Source organism: Pseudomonas sp. AKS31, from assembly GCF_023634765.1.
Taxonomy (GTDB): Bacteria; Pseudomonadota; Gammaproteobacteria; order Pseudomonadales; family Pseudomonadaceae; genus Aquipseudomonas.
Genome location: NZ_JAMLFX010000008.1, coordinates 143603 through 165448, shown reverse-complemented (window position 1 = coordinate 165448; position 21846 = coordinate 143603). Strand labels below are relative to the sequence as shown.

Below are 21846 nucleotides of genomic sequence, written 5' to 3'. Positions count from 1 at the left end.
TGTTAAAAACAAGATCAAAAGATCGCAGCCTTCGGCAGCTCCTACAGGGATGGCTTGAATTTCAGGCGGCTGCGGGGGCGTTTGCGTGGATCGCGCACGTCGCCGGTTGCTCGGCCAGCGGCACAAACGTGCGGCGGTCGGCGGACAGCGCGTCGATCGAGCCGGTCTCGATGTCATACACCCAGCCATGCAGATTCAGCAGGCCTTTCTCCTGAGCCAGACGTACGCTCGGGTGGGTCTGAATGTTCGCCAGTTGCGCGATCACGTTTTCACGCACCATCGAACTCAATTTCGCCGCGTCGCTGGCATGCGGCCGCGCTTCATTCACCACTTTTGCCGACTCGGCATGCTGCAGCCAGCCACTGACGGCGGGCAGGTGATCCATGCATTTGCACTGGGCAATTGCAGTCATCGCGCCGCAGTCCGAATGCCCGCAGATCACAATGTCAGTTACGCCAAGCACCGCCACTGCGTATTCCACCGTCGCCGAAACCCCGCCCGGATGCGGGCTGTAGGACGGCACGATATTGCCGGCATTACGGATCACGAACAGCTCACCGGGTTCTTGTTGGGTCAATAATTCTGGCACGACACGGCTGTCGGAGCAGGTAATGAACAGAGTTCCTGGCTGTTGCGTGGTCGCCAGGTGTTTGAACAGTTCGGTGCGTTGCGGAAACGCTTCGTTCTGGAATTTCAGGAAGCCATCAATCAGGTTTTTCATGGTGTTGTCCTCTCAGTTCGAGCAACCGCTGCCAAATTCGCTGTATTGAAGAATGTGTTTGCCGCCGTGGCTGTCCAGATACGTCATCTCGACCGGGACCACGCCACACACGTCGGCAGCCGGTGTGATGCTCAGCACTTGGGCGATATCCAGTTGCATGCCGTAGCGGTAGGCGACGGCCTCGTCAGCGGCAAAGGCCTGAACGGAAAAACCGCCGAGCAGGGCCAGGGTCAGTAGCATTTTTTGCATGGGACAGCCTCCAGACGCAGTGGTGACAGGTAACCTTTTTGGGGAGAGTGGCCCGCACGCGGTGTGCGGGCTGGTGCGGATCAGAACGGACGCAGGGGCAGGAACTTGCCGTCAAGGGTAACGACCGCGCGGGAGCCGCCTTCCGGATCTTCGACTTTCTTGATGTCGAGTTTGAAGTTGATCGCGCTGATGATGCCGTCGCCGAACTGCTCGTGAACCAGCGCTTTGAGGGTGGTGCCGTAAATCTGGATCATCTCGTGGAAGCGGTAGATGGTCGGGTCGGTCGGCACACCGCTGAGGCTGCCACGCAGCGGGATGACCTGCATCGCCGCGACGTCGTCAGCGCTCAGCTCCAGCTTGTCACCGACCACTTGGGCGGCGTTCTCCGGCAGCGGGTGCTGGCCAAGCAGGGCAGCGGTGACGTACGCCAGGCTCAGGCCGGTGTCGTCAGCGAGATCCTGCCACGACAGATCTTTGCGTGCCTTGGCGTCGAGAATGCGGGTGGTCAGGGCCAGGCTGGTGTCGTTGTAGGCGTGGGACTGTTGCATGGTGTCACTCCTTTCAGGGGTTGGCTTGCTGTGTGGGATTCATCTTCTGCCGATTGATCCATAGCGTCCAAGACCGATATACAATGCTTCGCATAAGCCCTGCCTATAGATGGTGTTCCCATGCTGCTGCGACATTTGCGTTATCTGCTGGCTGTTGCCGATCACGGCGGCTTCACCCGTGCCGCCGAGGCATTGCACGTGTCGCAGCCGACCCTGTCGCAGCAGATTCGCCAACTGGAGGAAACCCTGGGGGTGAACCTGTTTGATCGCACTTCGCGCACGGTCAAACCCACCGATGCCGGCGAGGCCTACATCGAATGCGCGCGACGGGTGTTGGTGGAGTTGGAGGCGGGCAAGCGCGCGTTGCATGACGTGAAGGATCTTTCTCGCGGGACGTTGCGCCTGGCGATGACGCCGACGTTCATGGCGTATCTGGTCGGGCCGTTGGTGCGCGACTTTGCCGCGCGGTATCCGGGGATTCATTTGCAGATTTTCGAGCTGTCGATGGACGACATCGAGGCGGGTCTGGCGGATGACTCGCTGGATATTGCGATTGCCTTTACACCCGTGCGCAACGCCGATATCGAATGCATTCCGGCGTTTACCGAAACGTTGGCGATCATGGTCGGGCGTGAGCACCCGCTGTATGAGTCCAGCTCGGTACTGACGCCGGAAGATATCGCTTCACTGGATTTCGCCTTGCTGGCGCCGGACTTCATCACGCGGCTATCGGTGGATGAATATTTCCGTCAGCACGGGATTACGCCGCAGGTGCGGATCGAGGTGAATTCGGTGAGTACATTGCTGGAGGTGGTGCGTCATTCGCCGGTGGCGACGATGCTGCCGCAGGCGATCGCGACGGAGGATCGGGCGTTGCGCCGGTTGCGCGTCGAGAGCGAGGCGCCGCAACGTGGGGCGGCGGTGTTGCGGCGGCGCAATAATTATCACAGTGCGGCGGCAGTGGCGTTTGTGGAATTGGTGTTGGGCATGGGAAGCCCCTCACCCTAACCCTCTCCCAGAGGGAGAGGGGACTGACCGAGGGATGTTGGAGTAATACGCCGACCTGAAAGTGTTCTGCTGAATCCATAATCAACTCGGTGTTCCCTGTTGACGAATGACTTTATACAACTCGATCGGCTCCCTCTCCCTCGGGAGAGGGCTGGGGTGAGGGGCTACAATTCCAGTCACGCCATATCAATGCGAGCGAACCAAAAAAGGCCTGCTTCCTTTAAGGAAGCAGGCCTTTCAATTATTTAATGACTGACTCAGCAGAACCGATCAATCACCCGAACTTCGTTGTTGTTCTGCATCGAATCCCACGCCTGTTTCAGCGTTTGCAGAACATTCCCGATGAAGTCCTTGTCGGCCGCAGCCTTCTTGCCAACATAACCGTGGCCACGGCGGTACATCTTCAAGCGGGCCAGCAGGTTCTGATGGTTGCGGTCGAACTCGTCTTCGTCAGCATGGGTCGCCAGGCAGTCGATATGTACCTGACCCGACTTGCTGATCCACAGAATATGGCTGTCGTGGCTGTCTTTCTGCGCAGCGAACATACGAGCCAGTTCTTCGATAGTAGGTTGATTGTTCAGATTCATGATATTGCCCCTTGACCAGTCTGGTGATCTTTCAAAGTTGATTCGCTAATACAGGTAGCCCATCGGTTAGTTGATCCCTGGCACCGAAACCAGGACGTCAGCGCTCGCCCGTATGAAGTACGGGGTCGTGCATCTGTTGCATGTAGTCGTGTTGAATAACTGCTACGCAATAGCGTCACAACGAGGAGAAGCAGCGAAAACCGGGAGGCTCCTTGACGACATTTACCGTGTCGACCACAAGCGTCTTGAGAATTTTCGCCAGCGCTTCTCGTCCTTGTACTGGACGTTCAGGCCAGGTCAGCTTCTTCAATCTGCCTTGTGGGCAGCGTGTATCCGGAAAAAACAACTCGGCGGTCAGACGAGTTTGCTCAAGCGTGTTACGCGTGTTCCCGATCGGGGAACGTCTTCATCATGCAAAAGCAAAACGACGCCGTCAACGGTTTTGTAGTGATTATTTTTGTTCACTACATATTGTCGGACAAAGCTGTTTTGGAATGAGAAAGAATCCGTTCAGACAACGGAAAAAGGCGTTCGCAGGCGATAGAACGTGCACGGATAGCCGTCCACTTCACGCTGCTGCCGGGTGAAATCGCCGCCGGTCAACAAAGGGATCAGCCCAGCCCAGAAGCGCTGTGCCGGCAGGTTGGCGTCGATATGGAAAATCTGCCACTGACCGGGGATCCGGCTCAAGAGGGCAGAGACGACAAACTGCGCGACGCCTTGGCCACGAAAGCGTCGTGCAATGAAGAAGTAGCCGATGTTGTGTTCGGCGCCGGCGAGATGGGTTTCGTTGTCGGCGGTCACGAAACCGGCGAGTTCGCCGTCGACGCGAATCAGGAAGGGTTGGGTGGCCGAGTGACGCCAGTAGTCGATTTTCGGCTGAATCGAGAAAAAGCCGTGCTCGGCGAGCTTCAGCGGCAGCCACTCGCTGAAGTCGTACATGTAGAACTGCATGAGGTTTTCGATGATGTCCAGCTCATCGCGTTGGGCGGGGTGCAGTTCGATATTGGCCATGCGCCGGGTTCCTGAAAGTGCTGAGCCTTGCAGAAACAGTAGCGCGTTTTATTTGCCTGCCGGTTTCGCCGCGCGTTTGGTGGTGCCCGTGGTTTTGCTGCGGGTCGATTTGCGTTTCTTCTTCCACGGGGCCGCCGCTTTACCGGCTGGTGGCGGGCCGCTGATGGTCAGGCTGAGGCTGGAACAGCGCGTCACCTGTTTGCTCATCCATGCCGCTTGTTTGGTGACGAACTCTTCCAGACTCATTTCGCCGCTTTGCACCATGTCCAGCGCCTGTTCCCAGATTGCGGTGGTGCCGGGGTCGGCAATCGCGCGGGGCACCGCATCGATCAGGCTGAACGCGGCCGGGGTGGCGGCGAGGGCCTTACCGTTTTTCACCAGATAGCCCCGATCAATCAAGCCCTGAATGATCGAGGCACGGGTGGCTTCGGTGCCGATCCCGGTGGTGTCCTTGAGTTTCTGCTTGAGCAGCGGGTCTTCCACCAGTTTGGCGACGTTTTTCATCGCCTTGATCAGATCGCCTTCGGTGTAGGGCTTGGGCGGTTGCGTCCACAGGTCCTTGAGTTTCACCGCGGCGATGGCGCATTCGACACCCTGGCTCAGGGCCGGCAAGGTTTGTGGCGCCGGAGCTTCGCGGCCCTTGGCCGGTGCCAGCGCTTCGGGCAGTGCGCGTTTCCAGCCCGGTTCGATGATCTGTTTGCCGACTGCGCGCAGGGCTTCACCGGCGCAATCGAAATCGGCCTGGGTGCGATCGTATTCGTGATTGGGCAGGAATTGCGCCAGATAGCGTGCGCGGATCAACGTATAGACCGCGCGGTGCTTGCCGCTCAGGCGTTCAAGGTTTTTCGCCGCAGCGGTGGGGATGATGCCGTGGTGCGCGCTGACCTTGGCGTCGTTCCATGCCCGGGAGCGGCGTTGGGGTTCGAGAAAGCCTTGCAGCGCCTCAAGACCCGGATCGGCCTGACGCAGTGCGGCGAGAATCCCCGGCGCCTCACTGTGCTGGCTCAGCGGCAGATAGCCGCAATCACTGCGCGGATAGGTGATGACTTTGTAGGTTTCGTAGAGGGCCTGGGCGATGTCGAGGGTTTCCTGCGCGCCGAGGCCGAGTTTCTTCGAACAGACTTCCTGCAAGGTGCCGAGATCGAAGGGCAGGGGCGCCACTTCACGCATGCGCTCGGTTTTCAGCTTCACTACCCGGGCACTGGCAGCGCTGCGGATCGCTGCCGCGGCTTGTTGGGCCAGCGCCTGATTCAGGCAGCGATCCTGATCGTCACAGACATCCGGCGGCGCGCGCCACTGTGCGGTAAACGGGATGCCGTTGTGCAGCAAATCGACATCGATTGCCCAGAACGGCACCGGCACGAAATCGGCGATGCTGCGGTCGCGATCCACCACCAGACGCAAGGTTGGCGTCTGCACCCGGCCTACCGGCAATACGCCTTGATAACCCGATTGCCGCCCCAGCAGCGTGAACAGCCGGCTCATGTTCATGCCGATCAGCCAGTCCGCCCGCGAGCGGCCCAGCGCCGAGTGATACAGGCTGAACGTTTCGGCCCCCGGTTTCAGTGCCGCCAGAGCCTTGCGGATCGACGCTTCGTCCAGCGCCGACAGCCATAAACGACGGATCGGCCCGCGATAGCGACAATGTTCGACCAGTTCCCGGGCGATCATCTCGCCCTCACGGTCGGCGTCGGTGGCGATGATCAGCTCGCTGGCTTCACAGAGCAGGCGCTTGACCGCTTTGTACTGGCTGGCGGTGCGCGGCTTGACGGTCATTTTCCACTTGTCCGGGATGATCGGCAGATCGGCCAGTACCCAGCGCTTGTAGCGCGCGTCGTAGGCATCCGGCGGGGCGGTTTCGAGCAAGTGGCCGATGCACCAGGTCACCGTGACGTCCGTTCCCAGCCAGCAGCCGTCGCCCCGACGCCTGGCGCCGAGCACGGCCGCAATGTCTTTGGCCTGAGAAGGTTTTTCACAGAGGTACAACCGCATAACCACCCACGTCGATCAAGATCCGCACAGGTGCACAGAATGGCCGGACTTGGCTTCAGCGGCAACTTTTATCTGTATGGATATACAGATAAAAAGGATTGCAGCACGTGACGGGTAATACCGGGACGCAGCTTGGGCTATCGAGAAATTGATTAGCCTGCGGTTTGCACTTGTGTCAGGTTTTTCAGCGATTCAAACACGCGAGTGACAGGACGATCTCGCCAGAAGATCGCCGTGGTCTGTCGACACTGACTACTCAGAAACAAGGAAGTCCACCATGGCTCAAGCCAAATCCACAACCACCAGCGCCTTCGACCAGGTCGATGCTTTCAGCCACTTGTATGACCGTGGCGTCGGGCTGGTCAACGGCAAACCCTCATTCACTGCCGATCAGGCCGCTGACGAAATCCTGCGCAAAGGCCTGTCGTGGGGCGACAAGAACGCTGATGGCAAAATCGACCTCAGCTATACGTTCCTGACCGAGAAACCGGCGAACTACAACGTCAAGCTGGGCAACTTCAGCGAATTCAGCGCCCAGCAAAAAGCTCAGGCTGTGCTGGCTATGCAATCCTGGGCCGACGTCGCCAACGTCACCTTCACTGAAGGCAAGGGCGGCGATGGCCACATGACGTTCGGTAATTACGACGTCAGCACCGGTGGCGCGGCATTCGCTTATCTGCCGAGCGGCGGCAGCTATGACGGCCAGTCGTGGTACCTGATCAACGATCAATATCAGGTCAACAAGACCCCGGACACCAACAACTACGGGCGCCAGACCCTGACCCACGAAATCGGCCACACCCTCGGCCTCTCGCACCCGGGCGCCTACAACGCCGGTAACGGCAACCCGACCTACAACGACGCCAAATACGCTGAAGACACCCGTGGCTACAGCCTGATGAGCTATTGGAGCGAAGCCAATACCGAGCAGAACTTCAGCAAGGACGGCAGCGGCGCGTACGCCTCGGCGCCGTTGCTGGACGATATCGTCGCTGTGCAAAAACTCTATGGCGCCAACTACGCGACCCGTGCCGATGACACCACTTACGGCTTCAACTCCAACGCCGAGCGCGATTTCTACAGCGCCACTTCGGCGTCGTCGAAAGTGGTGTTTTCGGTGTGGGATGGCGGCGGCAACGACACGCTGGACTTCTCCGGCTTCAGCCAGAACCAGAAGATCAACCTCAATGAAGGCTCGTTCTCCGATGTCGGCGGTCTGGTGGGCAACGTGTCGATTGCTTACGGTGTGACCGTGGAGAATGCGGTGGGCGGTTCGGGCAATGACCTGCTGATTGGCAACGCGGCCGCCAATGATCTGTTCGGCGGTGCCGGCAACGACATCCTCTACGGTGGTGGCGGTGGCGATACCTTGTGGGGCGGTGCCGGCGCAGACACCTTTGTGTTTGGCGCGGCCAGCGATTCGACCATGACCGCGCCGGACTGGATCATGGATTTCACCAGCGGTCTGGACAAGATCGACTTGTCGGGGATCGCTGGTTTCGCCACGGGTGCGGCGTCGCTGAACTTTGTCAGCGGCTTCACCGGACATGCGGGCGACGCGATCCTGACCTACTTCGCGCAGACCAATCAGACCAGCCTGATGGTTGACCTGACGGGGCAGGGTTCGGTGGACTTTGCTGTGGGTGTGGTGGGGCAAGCGGTGGCGACTGATATTCTGGCGTGATGCCTGAAGATCGGCCCTCACCCTAACCCTCTCCCAGAGGTAGAGGGGACTGACCGAGTTGTCTGGCGAAATACATCGACCTGAAAAACCGAGTCGATTATGGATTCAAAGCCAATCGTTCAAGTCGGTGAATCTCGCCAATATCCCCCCATCGCTTCCCTCTCCCAGAGGTAGAGGAGACCGATTGAGGGATGCTACAGAAGTACATTGACCTGATAGCGCTTTGCCGAATCCATAATCGAAGCAGGACTTTCAGGTCGATGTAGAACGAAAGACACCCCCGTAGGCTCCCTCTCCCTCGGGGAGAGGGCTGGGGTGAGGGGCTTTTGAAGTTGATGGGCCGTTCGGCTGTAAAACCACCCCAACCAGAACCGATGGGCTATACCTGAACCGGTCTCTTCGCCGTATTCAGGGGAACCCCATGAAAAGCTCCGGCCTCAGTCCCGTCATAAACCTCGAACAACTTGTCGGGTGCCTGGTGGTGAAATTCCACGGCATCCAGGTCGCTGCGTCCTCCCGCGTGCTGATCCTCAACGAAGCCAACTACCCGCCGGTTTATTACGTCCCCCGCGAAGACATCGACGAAAAGTATTTCGCCCGCACCGATCACACCAGTTATTGCCCGTACAAGGGCGATGCCAACTACTTCAGTCTGCAAGTGCCGGGGCATGAGGGCGCGAATGCAGTGTGGACGTATGAGAATCCGAAAGTGTCAGTGGCGCCTATTCGTGATTACGTGGCGTTTTATCCGGATCAGGTCAAGTTTGAAGTGATCGCGCCCGATGCTTGAGTCCACTTACCGCCAGTTAACACTGACGTGGGGCTGTGCCTGCTCGGGGGACAGCCTGCATTCAGTCAAACCTGAGAAGGTGGTGCTGATAGATGGAGTATTTGTTTTTCAGCAACGCACCAAAAAATATGGAAAGATCCCGGCCGTCCAGTTTCTGCAGATACTTCAGCGCATTGGTAGTGTTTTGAAAGTCGGTGGATCGGGATAGAAATGCCGATCTGAGCGATTCCGAAACATCAGATGCCTTTATATTGAAGCCAGGCGTATCGGGGTCGAATGCTTCCTCTATCCAGTTCAATTGCGTCTCCTTGAGCTTTTCAAATGATACGGGACGGGTAATGCTTCTGAATTCCTTGTCGGGAATTTTGTTTTGACTGGTCAGTGTTTCGACAAAAGAAGTGAAGGAGCGGGCTTCACCAACGTTCTCCGGATCCGAGTGAAAAACAATACTTGGTGTAGCATTGTTGTCGTAGCTGTAGCGGTGGCGGTTGGTCTTTACCAGGCGATGAGGAATGACCGTTATCAGCCCATGAAAGTGTAAGGCCTGAAAGCTCTGCGATTTGCTGTTGCTGGCCTCGGTATACACATGATCACGGTAGTGCCATATTTCATGTCTTTCCAAATCGAGGGCTTTTTCGAGTCGATTTTCCAGTTCGTACTCGGATAGGAATGTCGGGCATACGTAGGCGGCAGTGGACCTTAGCGAAAGCCAATACAAGGCATTGTGTTGCAAGGGTTCATCAGTGCCCTTGTGTTTGCGAAGATCAAACGCGAAAGCACCTGGGTCGCTATTCACCGGTATGGCATTTCGCGATGAAATGATTTTGCTGGTGGATCTGCCGGGGTAAAAGCTTGAGGTTTTAGCCTGTATGTAAAATGGCTGAACGCTCGTTGCGACGGCATCGTACCCACCGAGGTTACGTTCCTGTCTTTGCGTGACCTGACGAATTTTGGCTCTTCCGCCATTTCCGTCCGGAATCTTACGCAGCATTCGATCTATCAGAGTCAATAATTCGGCTTCAGCGAATTTGGCTTTTGAAATCACGGATTCTTCCTTGGACATTGAAACTGTTCTACGGATTGAAATGGGAAACGGGGGCTATCTGCCTGGGCAGGTGGATTCACGGCCCCAAGATGAGTCGAGAGCTTTCAATCCGAACTCAACAAGATCAACGCCACCATCGGGTAGTACCTGCCGTCGTGGCTATGCGTCTTCTGCGCACGGCCGGGAGCGACCCAGGCAATCGCAGCACAGGGGATTTCCAGAAGCATTTTCCGGAACATCTGAATCTGCGTCACGTTAGCTGGCTCGCCTGCCGAGTACGGCGCAACGAACACGGCACCCAACCTCGGCTCGTCGTAATGTACCCGGTTGGCATCCCGGATGGCCCATGTGCATTTTTCGTTGATTTGCGTCCTGGCCCGCTCCCGGTTATCGATGGGAACGTAGGAGACCTTTGCCTCGATGCTCCAACCGTGATTTTCATTGGCAATATAGAGATCGTTGCGCCCAATGGACGAGTACGGTTCTGTCCCCTCGTTTGCAATTTTGCGAACCTGATATTCCTCAATGGCTGTCCAGTCAGCTTTCCATGCGGCTCCCGCAAGAATGCTGACGTTGGCCTGTTCGTTGTACCAGTAAGGCAGATCATCGGCGTCCCAGACATCAATGTAGCGCTGGACGCAATTTATCCAGCTGAGGAGGACTGGTCTCAAACTCTCTAGCGGTGCGTGGGGAATGTCGACATGCCGGTCCTTTGCCAAGAGATGATCTTCTGAAAGATTTTGCTCGTGATATCGGTAAGGGCTGGCAGTGGAATTTGGTGAATCGGTCATATCCTGTTCCTTAGGATGGGGAGCCAGCCACGCGATGGACGCGCTTGCTGGAGATTCGATGGTATTGAAGTGCCACTAGTCTGTCGATAACAATAATGCGGGCAGCAAAAAGCCGCTTCAGGACCTGCCTGAAGCGGCTCGATTAACGTAATCAGTTCTTGTCGAGATCGATATTCTTCGTCTCACGCAAACAGATCATCCCCACCACCAGACTCACCCCGGTAATCAGCACCGGGTACCACAGCCCATAGAAAATGTCCCCGGTGTACACCACCAGCGCAAACGACACGGTCGGCAGAAACCCGCCAAACCAGCCGTTGCCGATGTGGTACGGCAGCGACATCGAGGTGTAGCGAATGCGCGTCGGGAACAGTTCGACCATCAGCGCCGCAAGCGGGCCGTAGCACATGGCCGAGATGATGATCAGCGCCACGATCAGGGCGACGATCATCGGTTTGTTGATCTGCTGCATATCGGCTTGTTGCGGGTAGCCGGCCAGGGTCACGGCGCCACGCAGGGCGGCTTCGTCGTAGCCGTCGATCTTCACGTCACCGATGCTGACCTGTACGCCGCTGCCGGCCGGGGCGGCGGCGCTGGAGTAGGGCAGGCCTTGCTTGACCAGAAAGGTTTTGACCTTGTCGCACGGGCTGTCGAATTTGGCTTTGCCCACCGGGTCGAACTGGAAGGTGCAGGTCGCCGGATCCGCCAGCACGGTGATCGGCGCCTGACGGCTGGCCTGGTCGATCGCCGGGTTGGCGTAGTGGGCGAGGGATTTGAAGATCGGGAAGTACAGCGCCGTGGCTAGCAGCAAGCCGAGCATCAGCACCGGTTTGCGTCCGACCTTGTCCGACAGCCAGCCGAAAATGATGAAGAACGGCGCACCGATCACCACGCTGATGATCAGCAAGGTGTTGGCCACCGCCGGGTCCATTTTCAGGAACTGGGTGAGGAAGAACAGCACGTAGAACTGCGCGGCGTAGAAGGTCACCGCTTGCCCGGCGTTAATGCTGAACAGGGCGATCAGCACGACTTTGAGGTTTTCCCATTTACCGAAGGATTCGCGGATCGGCGCTTTCGAGGTTTTGCCTTCCTCTTTCATCTTCAGGTACGCCGGCGACTCGTGCAGGCTCAGGCGGATCCAGGTGGAAATGCCCAGCAGCACGATCGACAGCAGGAACGGAATGCGCCAGCCCCAGACTTCAAACTGATCGCCAGTAAAGTAGCGGCAACCGAGCACCACCAGCAGCGACAGCAGCAGGCCGAGGGTCGCGGTGGACTGAATCCAGCTGGTGTGGAAACCGCGCTTGCCAATCGGCGCGTGCTCGGCCACGTAGGTGGCTGCGCCGCCATACTCGCCGCCGAGCGCCAGACCCTGAAGCATGCGCAGCACCACTAGAATGATCGGCGCGGCGATGCCGATGCTGGCGTAGGTCGGCAGCAGGCCGACGCAGAAGGTCGCCACGCCCATCAGAATGATCGTCGCGAGAAAGGTGTATTTGCGCCCGATCATGTCCCCCAATCGACCGAACACCAACGCCCCGAACGGCCGCACGATAAAGCCAGCAGCGAAGGCCATCAGCGCAAAGATGAACGCCGTGGTGTCGTTGACCCCGGCGAAAAACTGTTTGCTGATCACCGCCGCGAGGGCGCCGTAGAGGAAGAAGTCATACCACTCGAACACCGTTCCCAGTGACGAAGCGAAGATGACTTTTTGTGTGGCATTGCTGGTCTCGGCGCTGCTCGCCGCGCCCAGCGTCTGAGCGTGTTCTGACATATCGGTATCCCTCACAGTGATTGTTTTTGTTGTTCCACTGGTGTTGCGTGTCCGGGTGATGCCTTGAATCAAACGCGGTTCTTTGTAGGAGCTGCCGCAGGCTGCGATCTTTTGATCTTGCTGTTGATCTGGAAAATCCAAAGATCAAAAGATCGCAGCCTTCGGCAGCTCCTACAGGGGGTGGGCCAGCTCCAATTTCGCGGTGCTGCTCCTGGTGTTGGGGTTGAGGATCAGTTGTGCGGCTTTCTCGGCAATCATCAGCGTAGGCGAACAGGTGTTGCCCGAGGTAATGCGCGGCATGATCGAGGCGTCGGCAATGCGCAGACCGGGCACGCCGTGGACGCGCAGCTGTGCATCGACCACCGCATCGCCGTCATTGCCCATGCGACAGGTGCCGACCGGGTGGAAAATTGTCGTGCCGATCTTCGCCGCTGCTTGCTGCAATTGTTCTTCGCTTTGCAGGCTTGCACCGGGCAGGTATTCCACCGGTTTGAATGCGCGCAGGGCCGGGGCGCTGACGATGCGCCGGGTCAGACGGATGGCGTCTGCCGCGACGCGTAAATCTGCAGGATGGCTGAGGTAGTTGGGTTGAATCAGCGGCGCCTCCTGCGGGTCCGCCGAACGGATTTCGATGCGCCCACGACTCTGTGGTCGCAGATCACACACCGACGCGGTGAACGCCGGGAAACTGTGCAACGGCTCGCCAAAACGCTCCAGCGACAGCGGTTGCACGTGATATTCCAGATTTGCCGAAGTCTGCTCCGGCCCCGAACGCGCAAACGCGCCCAACTGACTCGGCGCCATCGACAGCGGCCCGCTGCGGTCATACAGATAGCGCAGGCCCATGCCCATCTTGCCCCAGACACTGCCGGCGATCTGGTTCAGCGTGCGCGCGTTTTCCAGTTTGTAGATCAGGCGCAATTGCAGGTGATCCTGCAGGTTGCCGCCGACGCCCGGCAGCTCATGAATCACGCCGATGCCCAAGCGTTCGAGCAGCGGCCGCGGACCGATCCCGGAACGTTGCAGAATGCTCGGCGAACCGACCGCGCCGGCGCACAGGATGATCTCTTTGCGCGCCTTGAACTGCTTGCTCTGACCTTCATGACGCGCACTGACCTTCGAGGCGCGTCCGTCCTCCAGCAGTACCCGATCCACCTCAACCCCGGTCAGCACCGTCAGATTCGTCCGATCGCGTACAGGCTTGAGAAAAGCCTTCGCCGCGTTCCAGCGCACGCCGGATTTCTGGTTGACCTGGAAGTAGCCGCAACCCTCGTTGTCGCCCTGATTGAAGTCGTCGATGCTGGCGATGCCGCTTTGCTCGGCGGCACTGCGAAAGGCATCCAGAATCGGCCACGACAGGCGCTGTTGTTCGACCCTCCATTCACCCTTGGCACCGTGAAATTCAGCGTTACCGGCAAAATGGTTTTCGCTTTGTTTGAACAGCGGCAGCACGTCGTTCCAGGCCCAGCCCGGATTGCCCTCGGCAGCCCAGCCATCGTAGTCGTTGGCCTGGCCGCGCATGTAGATCATGCCGTTGATGGACGAACAGCCACCGAGCACTTTGCCGCGCGGATAACTCAGCGCGCGGCCATTGAGGCCCGGTTGTGCTTCGGTCTTGAAGCACCAATCGGTGCGCGGGTTACCGATGCAGAACAGGTAACCGACAGGAATGTGAATCCACGCATAGTTGTCGCGTCCGCCGGCTTCAAGCAACAGCACGCGCTGCTGCGGATCCGCTGACAATCGATTGGCCAGCAAACACCCGGCAGGGCCGGCGCCGACCACGATGTAGTCGTATTCATCAAGGGAAGTCTGCATTCCCTGACCTCGCTTTTTGTTTTTATTGTCGGACACTCTAGTTGTTAGCTTTCGTTAAAAGAATGTTAGTTTTTGCGCAGCCGCTGTGCGTTTTTAAACAGCCTGCATTGACCATCGCCGACAAGGACACGCCATGTTCGACTGGAACGACCTGCGGTTTTTTCTCGAACTGCAACGCAGCGGCCGCCTGCTCACCGCCGCCCGCCGCCTCAACACCACCCACGCCACCGTCGCCCGCCATATCGAAGCCATCGAAAAAAGCCTCGGCACCGCGCTATTCGTCCAGCACGCACAAGGCTACGAAATGACCCCGGCAGGGGAGGCGCTGCTTAAACACGCTGAGGCGATGGAAAACGTGGCGTTGCTGGCGCAGGAAGAGATCACCCAATCCACCGCGCCGCTGGGCAAGATTCGCGTCGGTGTCACCGAAGGGCTGGGCATCAAGTTTCTCGCCAGTCGCATGATCGGCTTGTTCGAACGCTATCCGGGATTGGAAGTGGAACTGGTCGCGGTGCCGCGCTTTGTCAGCATCCTCAACCGCGAGGCGGAAATCAGCATTCATCTCGAGCGCCCGGCGGCGGACATGCTGGTGACGCGCAAACTCACCGACTATCGCTTGGCGCTCTACGCCAGCCAACGCTATCTCGATAAGGCGCCGCCACTGCAAAGCCGCGAAGACCTTGGGCGGCATGCGTGGATTGGCTATGTCGATGACTTGCTGTTCAGCCAGGAACTGATGTTTCTCAACAGCTTCTGCCGCAGTCCGCGCGTGGTGTTCCATAGCACCAGCGTCATCGCGCAGCAGGAGGCGGCGCGGTCGGGATTGGGCATTGCGGTGTTGCCTTGCTACATGGCCGAGTCGGATCCCGATCTGGTGCCGTTGCTGCCGGATGAAAGCATCGAGCGCAGCTATTGGATCAGCACGCGGCGCGAGTTGCACAAGTCGGTGCGCCTGCGGGTGGTTTGGGATTATGTGGTGGGGTTGTGTGAGGCGGAGCAGGGGTTGTTGCTTAACCTTTGAGATCAAAAGATCGCAGCCTCCGGCAACTCCTACAACGATTTCTGTAGGAGCTGCCGGAGGCTGCGATCTTTTGATCTTGTTTGACCGTACATATGGATATTCGTATATTCGGATTTCCATATGTGTCGAGCCTATCCCATGATCACCCCCACCGAAGTCTTCAAGAGCCTCGCTGACGAAACCCGCGTCCGCGCCATGCTGCTCATTTGCGATCAAGGTGAACTCTGCGTCTGCGAGCTGATGTGCGCACTCGGCGACAGCCAACCGAAAATCAGCCGCCACCTCGCGCAACTGCGCAGCAATGAGTTGCTGCTTGATCGCCGTCAGGGGCAATGGGTCTATTACCGCCTCAACCCTGATCTTCCTGCGTGGGTTCGCGAAATCCTGCAAGTGACGTCCAAAGCCAACGCCGATTGGCTCAAGGACAACGCCGCCCGTCTGCAGAACATGGACGGTCGTCCGGTTCGCGAAGCTGCCTGCTGCTGAGGAAAGAGAAAACATGCGAGTCCTGTTTATGTGCACGGCCAACAGCTGCCGCAGCGTCCTGTCCGAAGCCATGTTCAATCATCTGGCGCGCCCCGGATTCGAGGCCGTGAGTTCCGGAAGTTTCCCCAAGGGCCAAGTGTTGCCGCGCAGCCTGTCGACGCTGCAACAGGCCGGCATTGCCATCGATGGTCTGTATAGCAAGGGCAATGACGCGTTCGAAGACAATCCGCCAGACATTGTCATCACCGTCTGTGACAAGGCCGCCGGTGAGAGCTGCCCGGTGTACTTCGGTCCCGCGCTCAAAGCCCATTGGGGCCTCGAAGATCCCTCGGATGTGATCGGCGACGATGCCGCCGTGGACGCGGCGTTTGCTGCCACGCTGGCGATCATCGAACGGCGCTGCGCGACCTTTCTCGGCCTGCCATTTAAAGCACTCAGCCGCGCTGATCTCCAGCGTGAGCTGGATCGTATCGGCTCTCTCTGAGCTGGAGGACACATGTCAGAACACCTGCCCCATCTTGATCATTCGCTGTTCGAAGAAGCGTCCCCTTTGGGCGAGCACAAACCCCGCATCCTGCTGCTCTACGGCTCGACCCGCGAACGCTCCTTCAGCCGTTTGCTGGTAGAGGAGGCCGCACGTCTGCTCGAACACTTCGGCGCCGAGACGCGCATCTTCAACCCGTCCGGTCTGCCACTGCCTGACGACGTTCCGGTCGACCATCCCAAAGTGCAGGAACTGCGCGAGCTGGTGCTGTGGTCGGAGGGTCAGGTCTGGTGTTCGCCGGAACGTCATGGCGCGATGTCCGCCGTGTTCAAGGCGCAGATCGACTGGATCCCGCTGGAGCTCGGCGCCGTGCGCCCGACCCAGGGCAAGACCCTGGCGGTGATGCAGGTTTGCGGCGGTTCGCAGTCGTTCAACGTGGTCAACCAGTTGCGCGTATTGGGGCGCTGGATGCGCATGTTCACCATCCCCAACCAATCCTCGGTGCCGAAGGCCTACATGGAATTTGACGACGCCGGGCGGATGAAAGCGTCGCCGTTCTATGACCGTGTGGTGGACGTGATGGAAGAGCTGGTGAAGTTCACCGTGCTGCTGCGCGATCAACAGGCGCATCTGGTCGACCGCTATTCCGAGCGCAAGGAAAGCGCCGAGCAATTGATGGCGCGGGTCAACCAGCGCTCGATCTGAAGCCGTCCCTCGGCGAGGGACGGCTGCGTTCAGTCGACCATTACTTGCGGTGACACCACCCAGACGCTGCAGGGCATTTTGTACAGCAACTGTTCCACCGTGCTGCCGATCAACCGACCGAGGCCGCGATGGCCGATCCGGCCCATGACGATCACGTCGATGTCATAGGCATCGGCGTAGCTGCACAGCACTTTGGCCGGATTGCCCATGATCATGTGCTGACGTTCCGGCGCGATGCCGTTGCGCTCGGCCAATTCGCGGAACGCATCACCTTGCGCATCGAACAGGGTTTTCGCCTTGCCCGGGGTGAAAAACGTCGAGGCGTTGCCAAAACCGAACTCGTCGGCGCTGATCGATGACAGGTCATAGGCGTAGACCACGTCCAGTTCGGCAGCACAAAGGCTGGCCAGTTTCGCGGCCTCGCGCAGGATGCGGTCGTTGAAATCCGCGTATTGATCGTCGCGATGAAACGGATCGATCGCCGCCACAATCCGCCGTGGCCGCGCATGCTGAGCATGGCTGACGAAGTGCAGCGGCACCCGGCATTCGCGCAGCAAATGAACATCGAGCGGGGTGAACATCAACCGCGACATGAACGAGGCGTGCTGCAGATCCTTGATCAACAGGGCCATCGGCTGCTCCTTGAGATGAATCTGAATCTCGCGCAACGGATTGTCGACCCACACCACTTCCGTGGTTACGGTCACACCGAGGTGGCGCATCGGCCGGGCCTGATCCTCCAGCCATTGGTGATGGCGCTCGACATAACCCAGGCGCATCTGTTCGAGGGCCTGCTCGTTGACCAGCCCTGCGGTCGCCAGTCCTTCGAGGAAATCGAACGCCACAATATGCAGCGCCGCGCCCGATGCCTTGGCCAGTGCCGCGGCCCGATCGAACGCAGGGCTGTGCTTCATCAGCGGTGAAGCCACCAGCATGAAACGTGCTTGCTCGGACATGACGAATCTCCTGTGGGTAGCGGCATTGCACGGCGGGCGCAACGGCACCAGCGGCGTCAGTTCATGCTGCTCCGGGCCGCCGGGCGCGGCTTGATCTTTGTCAATGACGCAGCCGAGCAACCCCCGCGCCCGACGGGCGGTAACGGCGGGCGCAATTCTGCATGGGTTGATCGTTATCAACCTTGTGTCGATCAATTCGGCGCAGCCTTGGAAAGGTGCTGAACTCACTGCAAACACCTGCACAGGAGTCTTGATCATGGCCATGATGAAAGCGGCGATATTCGTCGAAAAGAATCGCATCGTGCTGGATGACAAACCGATCCCCGAGGTTGGTCCGCTGGACGCGCTGGTGCGCATCACCACCACGACGATCTGCGGCACCGACGTGCATATCCTGCGCGGCGAGTATCCGGTGGCCAAAGGCTTGACCGTCGGTCACGAACCGGTGGGCGTGATCGAGAAACTCGGCTCACAGGTGCGCGGATTTTTCGAAGGCCAGCGAGTGATCGCCGGCGCCATCACCCCCAGCGGTCAAAGCTACGCCTGCCTGTGCGGCTGCGGTTCCCAGGACGGGCCGGACACTCGCCACGGCTTTCGCGCCACCGGTGGCTGGAAATTCGGCAATATCATCGATGGCTGTCAGGCGGAGTACGTTCTGGTGCCCGATGCCTTGGCCAACCTGTGTCCGATCCCCGACGGATTGAGCGACGAACAAGTGCTGATGTGCCCGGACATCATGTCCACCGGGTTCTCCGGCGCCGAACGCGGCGAAGTCAGTATCGGCGACAGCGTGGCGGTATTCGCGCTGGGGCCGATCGGCCTGTGTGCGGTGGCCGGGGCGCGGCTCAAGGGCGCGAGCGTGATCATTGGCGTCGACGCGGTGGCCGAGCGCATGAGCGTTGCGCGGCAGTTGGGCGCGACCCATGTGGTCAACTTCAAGGACGGTGACGTGGTCGAGCAAATCATGGCGTTGACCGACGGGCGCGGCGTGGATGTGTCCATCGAAGCCTTGGGCACCCAAGGCACGTTCGAGTCTGCGTTGCGGGTGTTACGCCCGGGCGGACGCTTGTCGAGCCTGGGTGTTTACGCGTCGGACCTGCGTATTCCCTACGATGCCTTCGCGGCAGGGCTGGGTGATTACAGCATCGTCAGCACCCTGTGCCCCGGCGGCAAGGAACGCATGCGTCGGTTGATGGCGGTGGTGCAAAGCGGTGGCGTCGATCTGTCGCCGTTGGTGACACACCACTTCAAACTCGACGATATCGAAGCCGCGTATGAACTGTTCGCGCATCAGCGCGATGGGGTGATGAAGGTGGCGATCACGCCTTGATCGGCAATGCGCCCCGCACTGTTTACAGGTGCAGGGCGCAGGAATGCGTTACAGACTCAGGCGATGAATGACCTGGTGCGGATCATCAGGATCGCTGTGGGTTTCAAAGCCCAGTGATCTTGCGAGGTCGCGCATGGCCTTGTTGCTGGCCGAATCCACCGAATACAGATGCTTGAAACCGTGGTGCCGAGCGGCCTTGATCAAGTGTTGCATCAGCAACGTGCCCAGGCCCAGGTGCATCCACTCATCGGCGACCGTCACGGCGCATTCACAATCCTGTTCGCCGGTGGCGGCGTAGCGGCTGATGCCAATTTCGATCAGTTCACCGTTTTCATGTACCAGCGCGATGAAGGCCGCGCGTTGCTTGCAGTCGACGTCCATCAACTGATCGAGCAGCGCGGTGCCCGGTTCACTGATCTGCGCGAGAAAACGCAGGTGCCGGGACTCGGGCGACAAGCGCTTGATGAACGCGTATTCGCGTTCGCGATCCTTGGCGGCCAGTGGCCGGATCAAGACGTGGCGGCCGTCCTTGAGCGACTCGATCCAGTATTCACCTTGATGTGCGGCATAGATCGTCGCCGCGCGGTCATTGTGGTCTTTGACAGTGAGCATGAGGTGAGCCTCCATCGGCTGAACGAGCAACGCGCCGGGCAGTGCGCTGAGGTCTGTTCTACGCCGGTGGCAACGCCGGGATCTGATCTGGATCAGATTCCGGCGCGAGGCCACTGTTTTTACCGGGCGATGGCGCATCTGGCGCCGCAATCAGGCTCAGGCCGGCGGCGGCTCGCGGGTGCTGCGTTGCGCAGCGGAGCGCGGATGCCCGTCGGGAATCGACAAGGTCGCGCGTAAACCACCTTCGGCGCGGTTGACCAACGTGATTCGCCCGCCCAACTGCGTGGCGATGGTGTTGACGATGGTCAGCCCCAGCCCCGCACCGTTGGCATTGCCGCGACTGTAGAAACGTTCGAACAAGCGCGCCCGATCTGCTTCATCAATGCCCGGTCCCTGATCTTCAACGCTCAAGTGGTAGAAACCCTCGGCCTGGCTGAGCAGTACGGTGATCACGCCGTGTTCGGGGGAGAAGTTGGCAGCGTTGGTGATCAGGTTGTTCAGGGCAATGTCGATCGTGCCGGGGCTGGCCATGATGTTGAACGGCTGGGCGCTGTCTTCAAAGGCCAGCTCAAGGTGTTTGCTCAGCAACCACGGCGTCAGTTGCACCAGGCTGTTGCGCACGGTTTCGCTGAGGTCGATGGGTTGCAGCGGCGGCGGGTTGGGTTTCGGTTCCAGGCGCGCCATGGTCAATAACTGGTTGACCAGGCGACTGGTGCGGTCGACCCCGGCGATCAGAAACGCCAGCGATTCGCGGCGTTCCTGTTCGGTGCCGGCCTCCTGAAGGTTCTGCGCATGCACCCGCAGCACCGCCAGCGGCGTGCGCATTTCGTGGGCGGCATCGGCGATAAAACGCCGTTCGCGGCCGAGCACTTCCTGAATCTGCGCGAGCATACGGTTGAGCGCTGCCTGCATCGGTTCCAGCTCACTGGGCAGCGGCGCCAGTTGCAACGGTTCCAGCGAACCGCTGTGGCGGGCGCGCAGGGTCTCGGCCATGTTCGCCAACGGCTTGAGGCCCCAGCCGATCGCCAGCCAGACCATCGCCGCCAGCAGCAAGCTGCCGACCATGTTCGGCCACAGGGTGTGACGGACGATGCGGTCGACCAGATCAGCGCGCACATCGTCGCGCTCACCGACCCAGATGCGCAGGTTGTTCTGCGGGTCTTCGAGAAGAAAGGCGCGCCAGTGACGGTTGTTCAGATCCACCACATCGCTGAAGCCCGGCTGCGTTGGCGGTGCGCTGAAGGACGGGGCGCTGGCGGTGTGCACCAACACATCCCCGACAGGATCCCATACCTGAAAGGCGATTTTCCGTTCGTAGGGATGACCTTCGCCGCGTGGCACCGCTTCGCCCAGTGCAGAATTGAACGCTTGATAAAGTTCAGCGTGCTGCTTGCCTGCCAAGGGCATGCGCATCACGCCTTGCAACAAGCGAGCGTTCTGCGCCAATTGCGCGTCGTACACCTCGGCGATTTCGTGGTTGCTGTCGTGCAGGTTGAAGGTACTGAGAACGGCGAGACCGGCCAGCAACAGGCCGATGATCAGGGTCAGCGTGCGGCGGCGGATCGAGGTCATCGACGCTCCTCCACCAGATAACCCACACCACGGATGGTGCGGATCAGGTCGGTGGAAAATTTCTTGCGCAGATGGTGGATGTGCACTTCGAGGGTGTTGCTTTCGGCTTCTTCATTCCAGCCATAAAGCAGTTGCATCAGTTGATCGCGGGTCATCACCCGGCCCGGTGGCGACAGCAGTTCGTGCAGCAACTGATATTCCTTGGGCGTCAGGGCCACGGGTTGGCCCTGATAGCTGACTTGCTGGGTGCCGGGGTTGAGGCTGATGCCGGCATGTTCGATCAACGCCTGGGCGCGCCCGGCACTGCGCCGCAACAAGGCGCGCAAGCGTGCCTTGAGTTCGTCCAGGTCGAACGGTTTGATCAGGTAGTCGTCGGCCCCGGCGTCGAGCCCGGCGATGCGATCTTCAGTAGCGTCACGGGCAGTCAGAATCAGCACCGGCAGATTCGAACCGCTGTCGCGCAGGCGGCGCAGCACTTGCAGGCCGTCCATGCGCGGCAGACCGAGGTCCAGCACGGCGACATCGAAGGTTTCACTGAGCAGCGCATGCAACGCGCTGCTGCCGTCCTTGAGCCAGTCGACGGTGTAACCCTCGCGGCCCAGCGCCTGATGAATGCCTTCACCCAGCGCCACGTCATCCTCAACCAGTAATAAACGCAC

At 59.4% G+C, this 21846-nt stretch carries 22 protein-coding genes; 8 read left to right on the top strand and 14 right to left on the bottom strand.

Translation table 11 applies throughout. The annotated features are described in order from the left end of the window. Nucleotides 1-61: 61 nt before the first annotated feature. The 3 genes from M9827_RS19890 to cynS all read right to left on the bottom strand — a co-directional run bounded on the left by M9827_RS19890 (nt 62) and on the right by cynS (nt 1518). The gene (locus M9827_RS19890) at nt 62-721 is read right to left on the bottom strand and encodes a carbonic anhydrase (RefSeq protein ID WP_250606765.1); all 660 of its coding nucleotides are present in this window, start codon (nt 719-721) and stop codon (nt 62-64) included. Nucleotides 722-733: 12 nt separating this feature from the next. Continuing rightward, nucleotides 734-970 carry a DUF2790 domain-containing protein gene (locus M9827_RS19885; protein WP_250606764.1) on the bottom strand — a complete coding sequence of 79 codons (237 nt, stop codon included), beginning with the start codon at nt 968-970 and terminating at the stop codon, nt 734-736. An 80-nt stretch (nt 971-1050) separates the two neighbouring features. Further along, nucleotides 1051-1518, bottom strand: a complete 468-nt coding sequence (gene cynS, locus M9827_RS19880) for a cyanase (RefSeq protein WP_250606763.1) — start codon at nt 1516-1518, stop codon at nt 1051-1053. A gap of 120 nt (nt 1519-1638) precedes the next feature. Here cynS and cynR point away from each other — a divergent pair, with 120 nt between their 5' ends. After that, complete coding sequence (gene cynR / locus M9827_RS19875) at nt 1639-2526, top strand: transcriptional regulator CynR (protein WP_250606762.1); 888 nt, start codon at nt 1639-1641, stop codon at nt 2524-2526. A gap of 257 nt (nt 2527-2783) precedes the next feature. On the opposite strand, the gene M9827_RS19870 is transcribed toward cynR, so the two are convergent. From M9827_RS19870 to M9827_RS19860, 3 genes are all read right to left on the bottom strand, one after another. Beyond that, nucleotides 2784-3113, bottom strand: a complete 330-nt coding sequence (locus M9827_RS19870) for a hypothetical protein (RefSeq protein ID WP_007910633.1) — start codon at nt 3111-3113, stop codon at nt 2784-2786. A gap of 510 nt (nt 3114-3623) precedes the next feature. Next, complete coding sequence (locus M9827_RS19865; RefSeq protein WP_250606761.1) at nt 3624-4127, bottom strand: GNAT family N-acetyltransferase; 504 nt, start codon at nt 4125-4127, stop codon at nt 3624-3626. Between the two features lie 48 nt (nt 4128-4175). After that, nucleotides 4176-6119, bottom strand: coding sequence for a DNA topoisomerase III (locus M9827_RS19860; RefSeq protein ID WP_250606760.1), 1944 nt, complete (start codon nt 6117-6119; stop codon nt 4176-4178). Between the two features lie 277 nt (nt 6120-6396). Between M9827_RS19860 and M9827_RS19855 the strand changes: the two genes are divergently transcribed. Together M9827_RS19855 and M9827_RS19850 are read left to right on the top strand one after the other, a co-directional pair. Further along, the gene (locus M9827_RS19855; RefSeq protein ID WP_250606759.1) at nt 6397-7803 is read left to right on the top strand and encodes a serralysin family metalloprotease; all 1407 of its coding nucleotides are present in this window, start codon (nt 6397-6399) and stop codon (nt 7801-7803) included. 421 nt (nt 7804-8224) lie between these two features. Next, nucleotides 8225-8593: a DUF427 domain-containing protein gene (locus tag M9827_RS19850; RefSeq protein ID WP_250606758.1), complete on the top strand. Its 369-nt coding sequence runs from the start codon at nt 8225-8227 to the stop codon at nt 8591-8593. Nucleotides 8594-8654: 61 nt separating this feature from the next. Here the strand turns inward: M9827_RS19850 and M9827_RS19845 are convergent, their stop codons facing one another. From M9827_RS19845 to M9827_RS19830, 4 genes are all read right to left on the bottom strand, one after another. Then, nucleotides 8655-9656, bottom strand: coding sequence for a hypothetical protein (locus M9827_RS19845; RefSeq protein WP_250606757.1), 1002 nt, complete (start codon nt 9654-9656; stop codon nt 8655-8657). Nucleotides 9657-9742: 86 nt separating this feature from the next. Continuing rightward, a complete protein-coding gene (locus tag M9827_RS19840; RefSeq protein WP_250606756.1) occupies nt 9743-10429 on the bottom strand; it encodes a hypothetical protein in 687 nt (228 codons plus the stop codon). A gap of 151 nt (nt 10430-10580) precedes the next feature. Beyond that, a complete protein-coding gene (locus M9827_RS19835) occupies nt 10581-12203 on the bottom strand; it encodes an MFS transporter (protein WP_250606755.1) in 1623 nt (540 codons plus the stop codon). A gap of 171 nt (nt 12204-12374) precedes the next feature. Next, a complete protein-coding gene (locus tag M9827_RS19830) occupies nt 12375-14021 on the bottom strand; it encodes a GMC family oxidoreductase (RefSeq protein ID WP_250606754.1) in 1647 nt (548 codons plus the stop codon). A gap of 133 nt (nt 14022-14154) precedes the next feature. Between M9827_RS19830 and M9827_RS19825 the strand changes: the two genes are divergently transcribed. The 4 genes from M9827_RS19825 (at nt 14155) to arsH (ending at nt 16717) form a co-directional block, all read left to right on the top strand. Then, nucleotides 14155-15042, top strand: a complete 888-nt coding sequence (locus M9827_RS19825) for a LysR family transcriptional regulator (protein ID WP_008077304.1) — start codon at nt 14155-14157, stop codon at nt 15040-15042. Nucleotides 15043-15180: 138 nt separating this feature from the next. Next, nucleotides 15181-15528, top strand: a complete 348-nt coding sequence (locus M9827_RS19820; RefSeq protein ID WP_250606753.1) for a metalloregulator ArsR/SmtB family transcription factor — start codon at nt 15181-15183, stop codon at nt 15526-15528. Between the two features lie 13 nt (nt 15529-15541). After that, nucleotides 15542-16012 (top strand): arsenate reductase ArsC, encoded by a 471-nt coding sequence (locus tag M9827_RS19815; protein WP_250606752.1) that lies wholly within the window; start codon nt 15542-15544, stop codon nt 16010-16012. A 12-nt stretch (nt 16013-16024) separates the two neighbouring features. After that, entirely contained in the window at nt 16025-16717 is a 693-nt protein-coding gene (gene arsH / locus M9827_RS19810; protein WP_250606751.1) for an arsenical resistance protein ArsH, read from the top strand. Between the two features lie 29 nt (nt 16718-16746). On the opposite strand, the gene M9827_RS19805 is transcribed toward arsH, so the two are convergent. Then, nucleotides 16747-17673, bottom strand: coding sequence for a universal stress protein (locus tag M9827_RS19805; protein ID WP_250606750.1), 927 nt, complete (start codon nt 17671-17673; stop codon nt 16747-16749). A 256-nt stretch (nt 17674-17929) separates the two neighbouring features. On the opposite strand from M9827_RS19805, the gene M9827_RS19800 reads away from it, so the two are divergent. Then, nucleotides 17930-19003 carry an NAD(P)-dependent alcohol dehydrogenase gene (locus M9827_RS19800; RefSeq protein WP_134173893.1) on the top strand — a complete coding sequence of 358 codons (1074 nt, stop codon included), beginning with the start codon at nt 17930-17932 and terminating at the stop codon, nt 19001-19003. A 48-nt stretch (nt 19004-19051) separates the two neighbouring features. On the opposite strand, the gene M9827_RS19795 is transcribed toward M9827_RS19800, so the two are convergent. From M9827_RS19795 to M9827_RS19785, 3 genes are all read right to left on the bottom strand, one after another. Next, a complete protein-coding gene (locus M9827_RS19795) occupies nt 19052-19615 on the bottom strand; it encodes a GNAT family N-acetyltransferase (RefSeq protein WP_250606749.1) in 564 nt (187 codons plus the stop codon). Nucleotides 19616-19771: 156 nt separating this feature from the next. Next, nucleotides 19772-21187 (bottom strand): ATP-binding protein, encoded by a 1416-nt coding sequence (locus tag M9827_RS19790; RefSeq protein WP_250606748.1) that lies wholly within the window; start codon nt 21185-21187, stop codon nt 19772-19774. Continuing rightward, a complete protein-coding gene (locus M9827_RS19785; protein ID WP_007910671.1) occupies nt 21184-21846 on the bottom strand; it encodes a response regulator in 663 nt (220 codons plus the stop codon). The genes M9827_RS19790 and M9827_RS19785 overlap by 4 nt, the downstream gene beginning before the upstream one ends.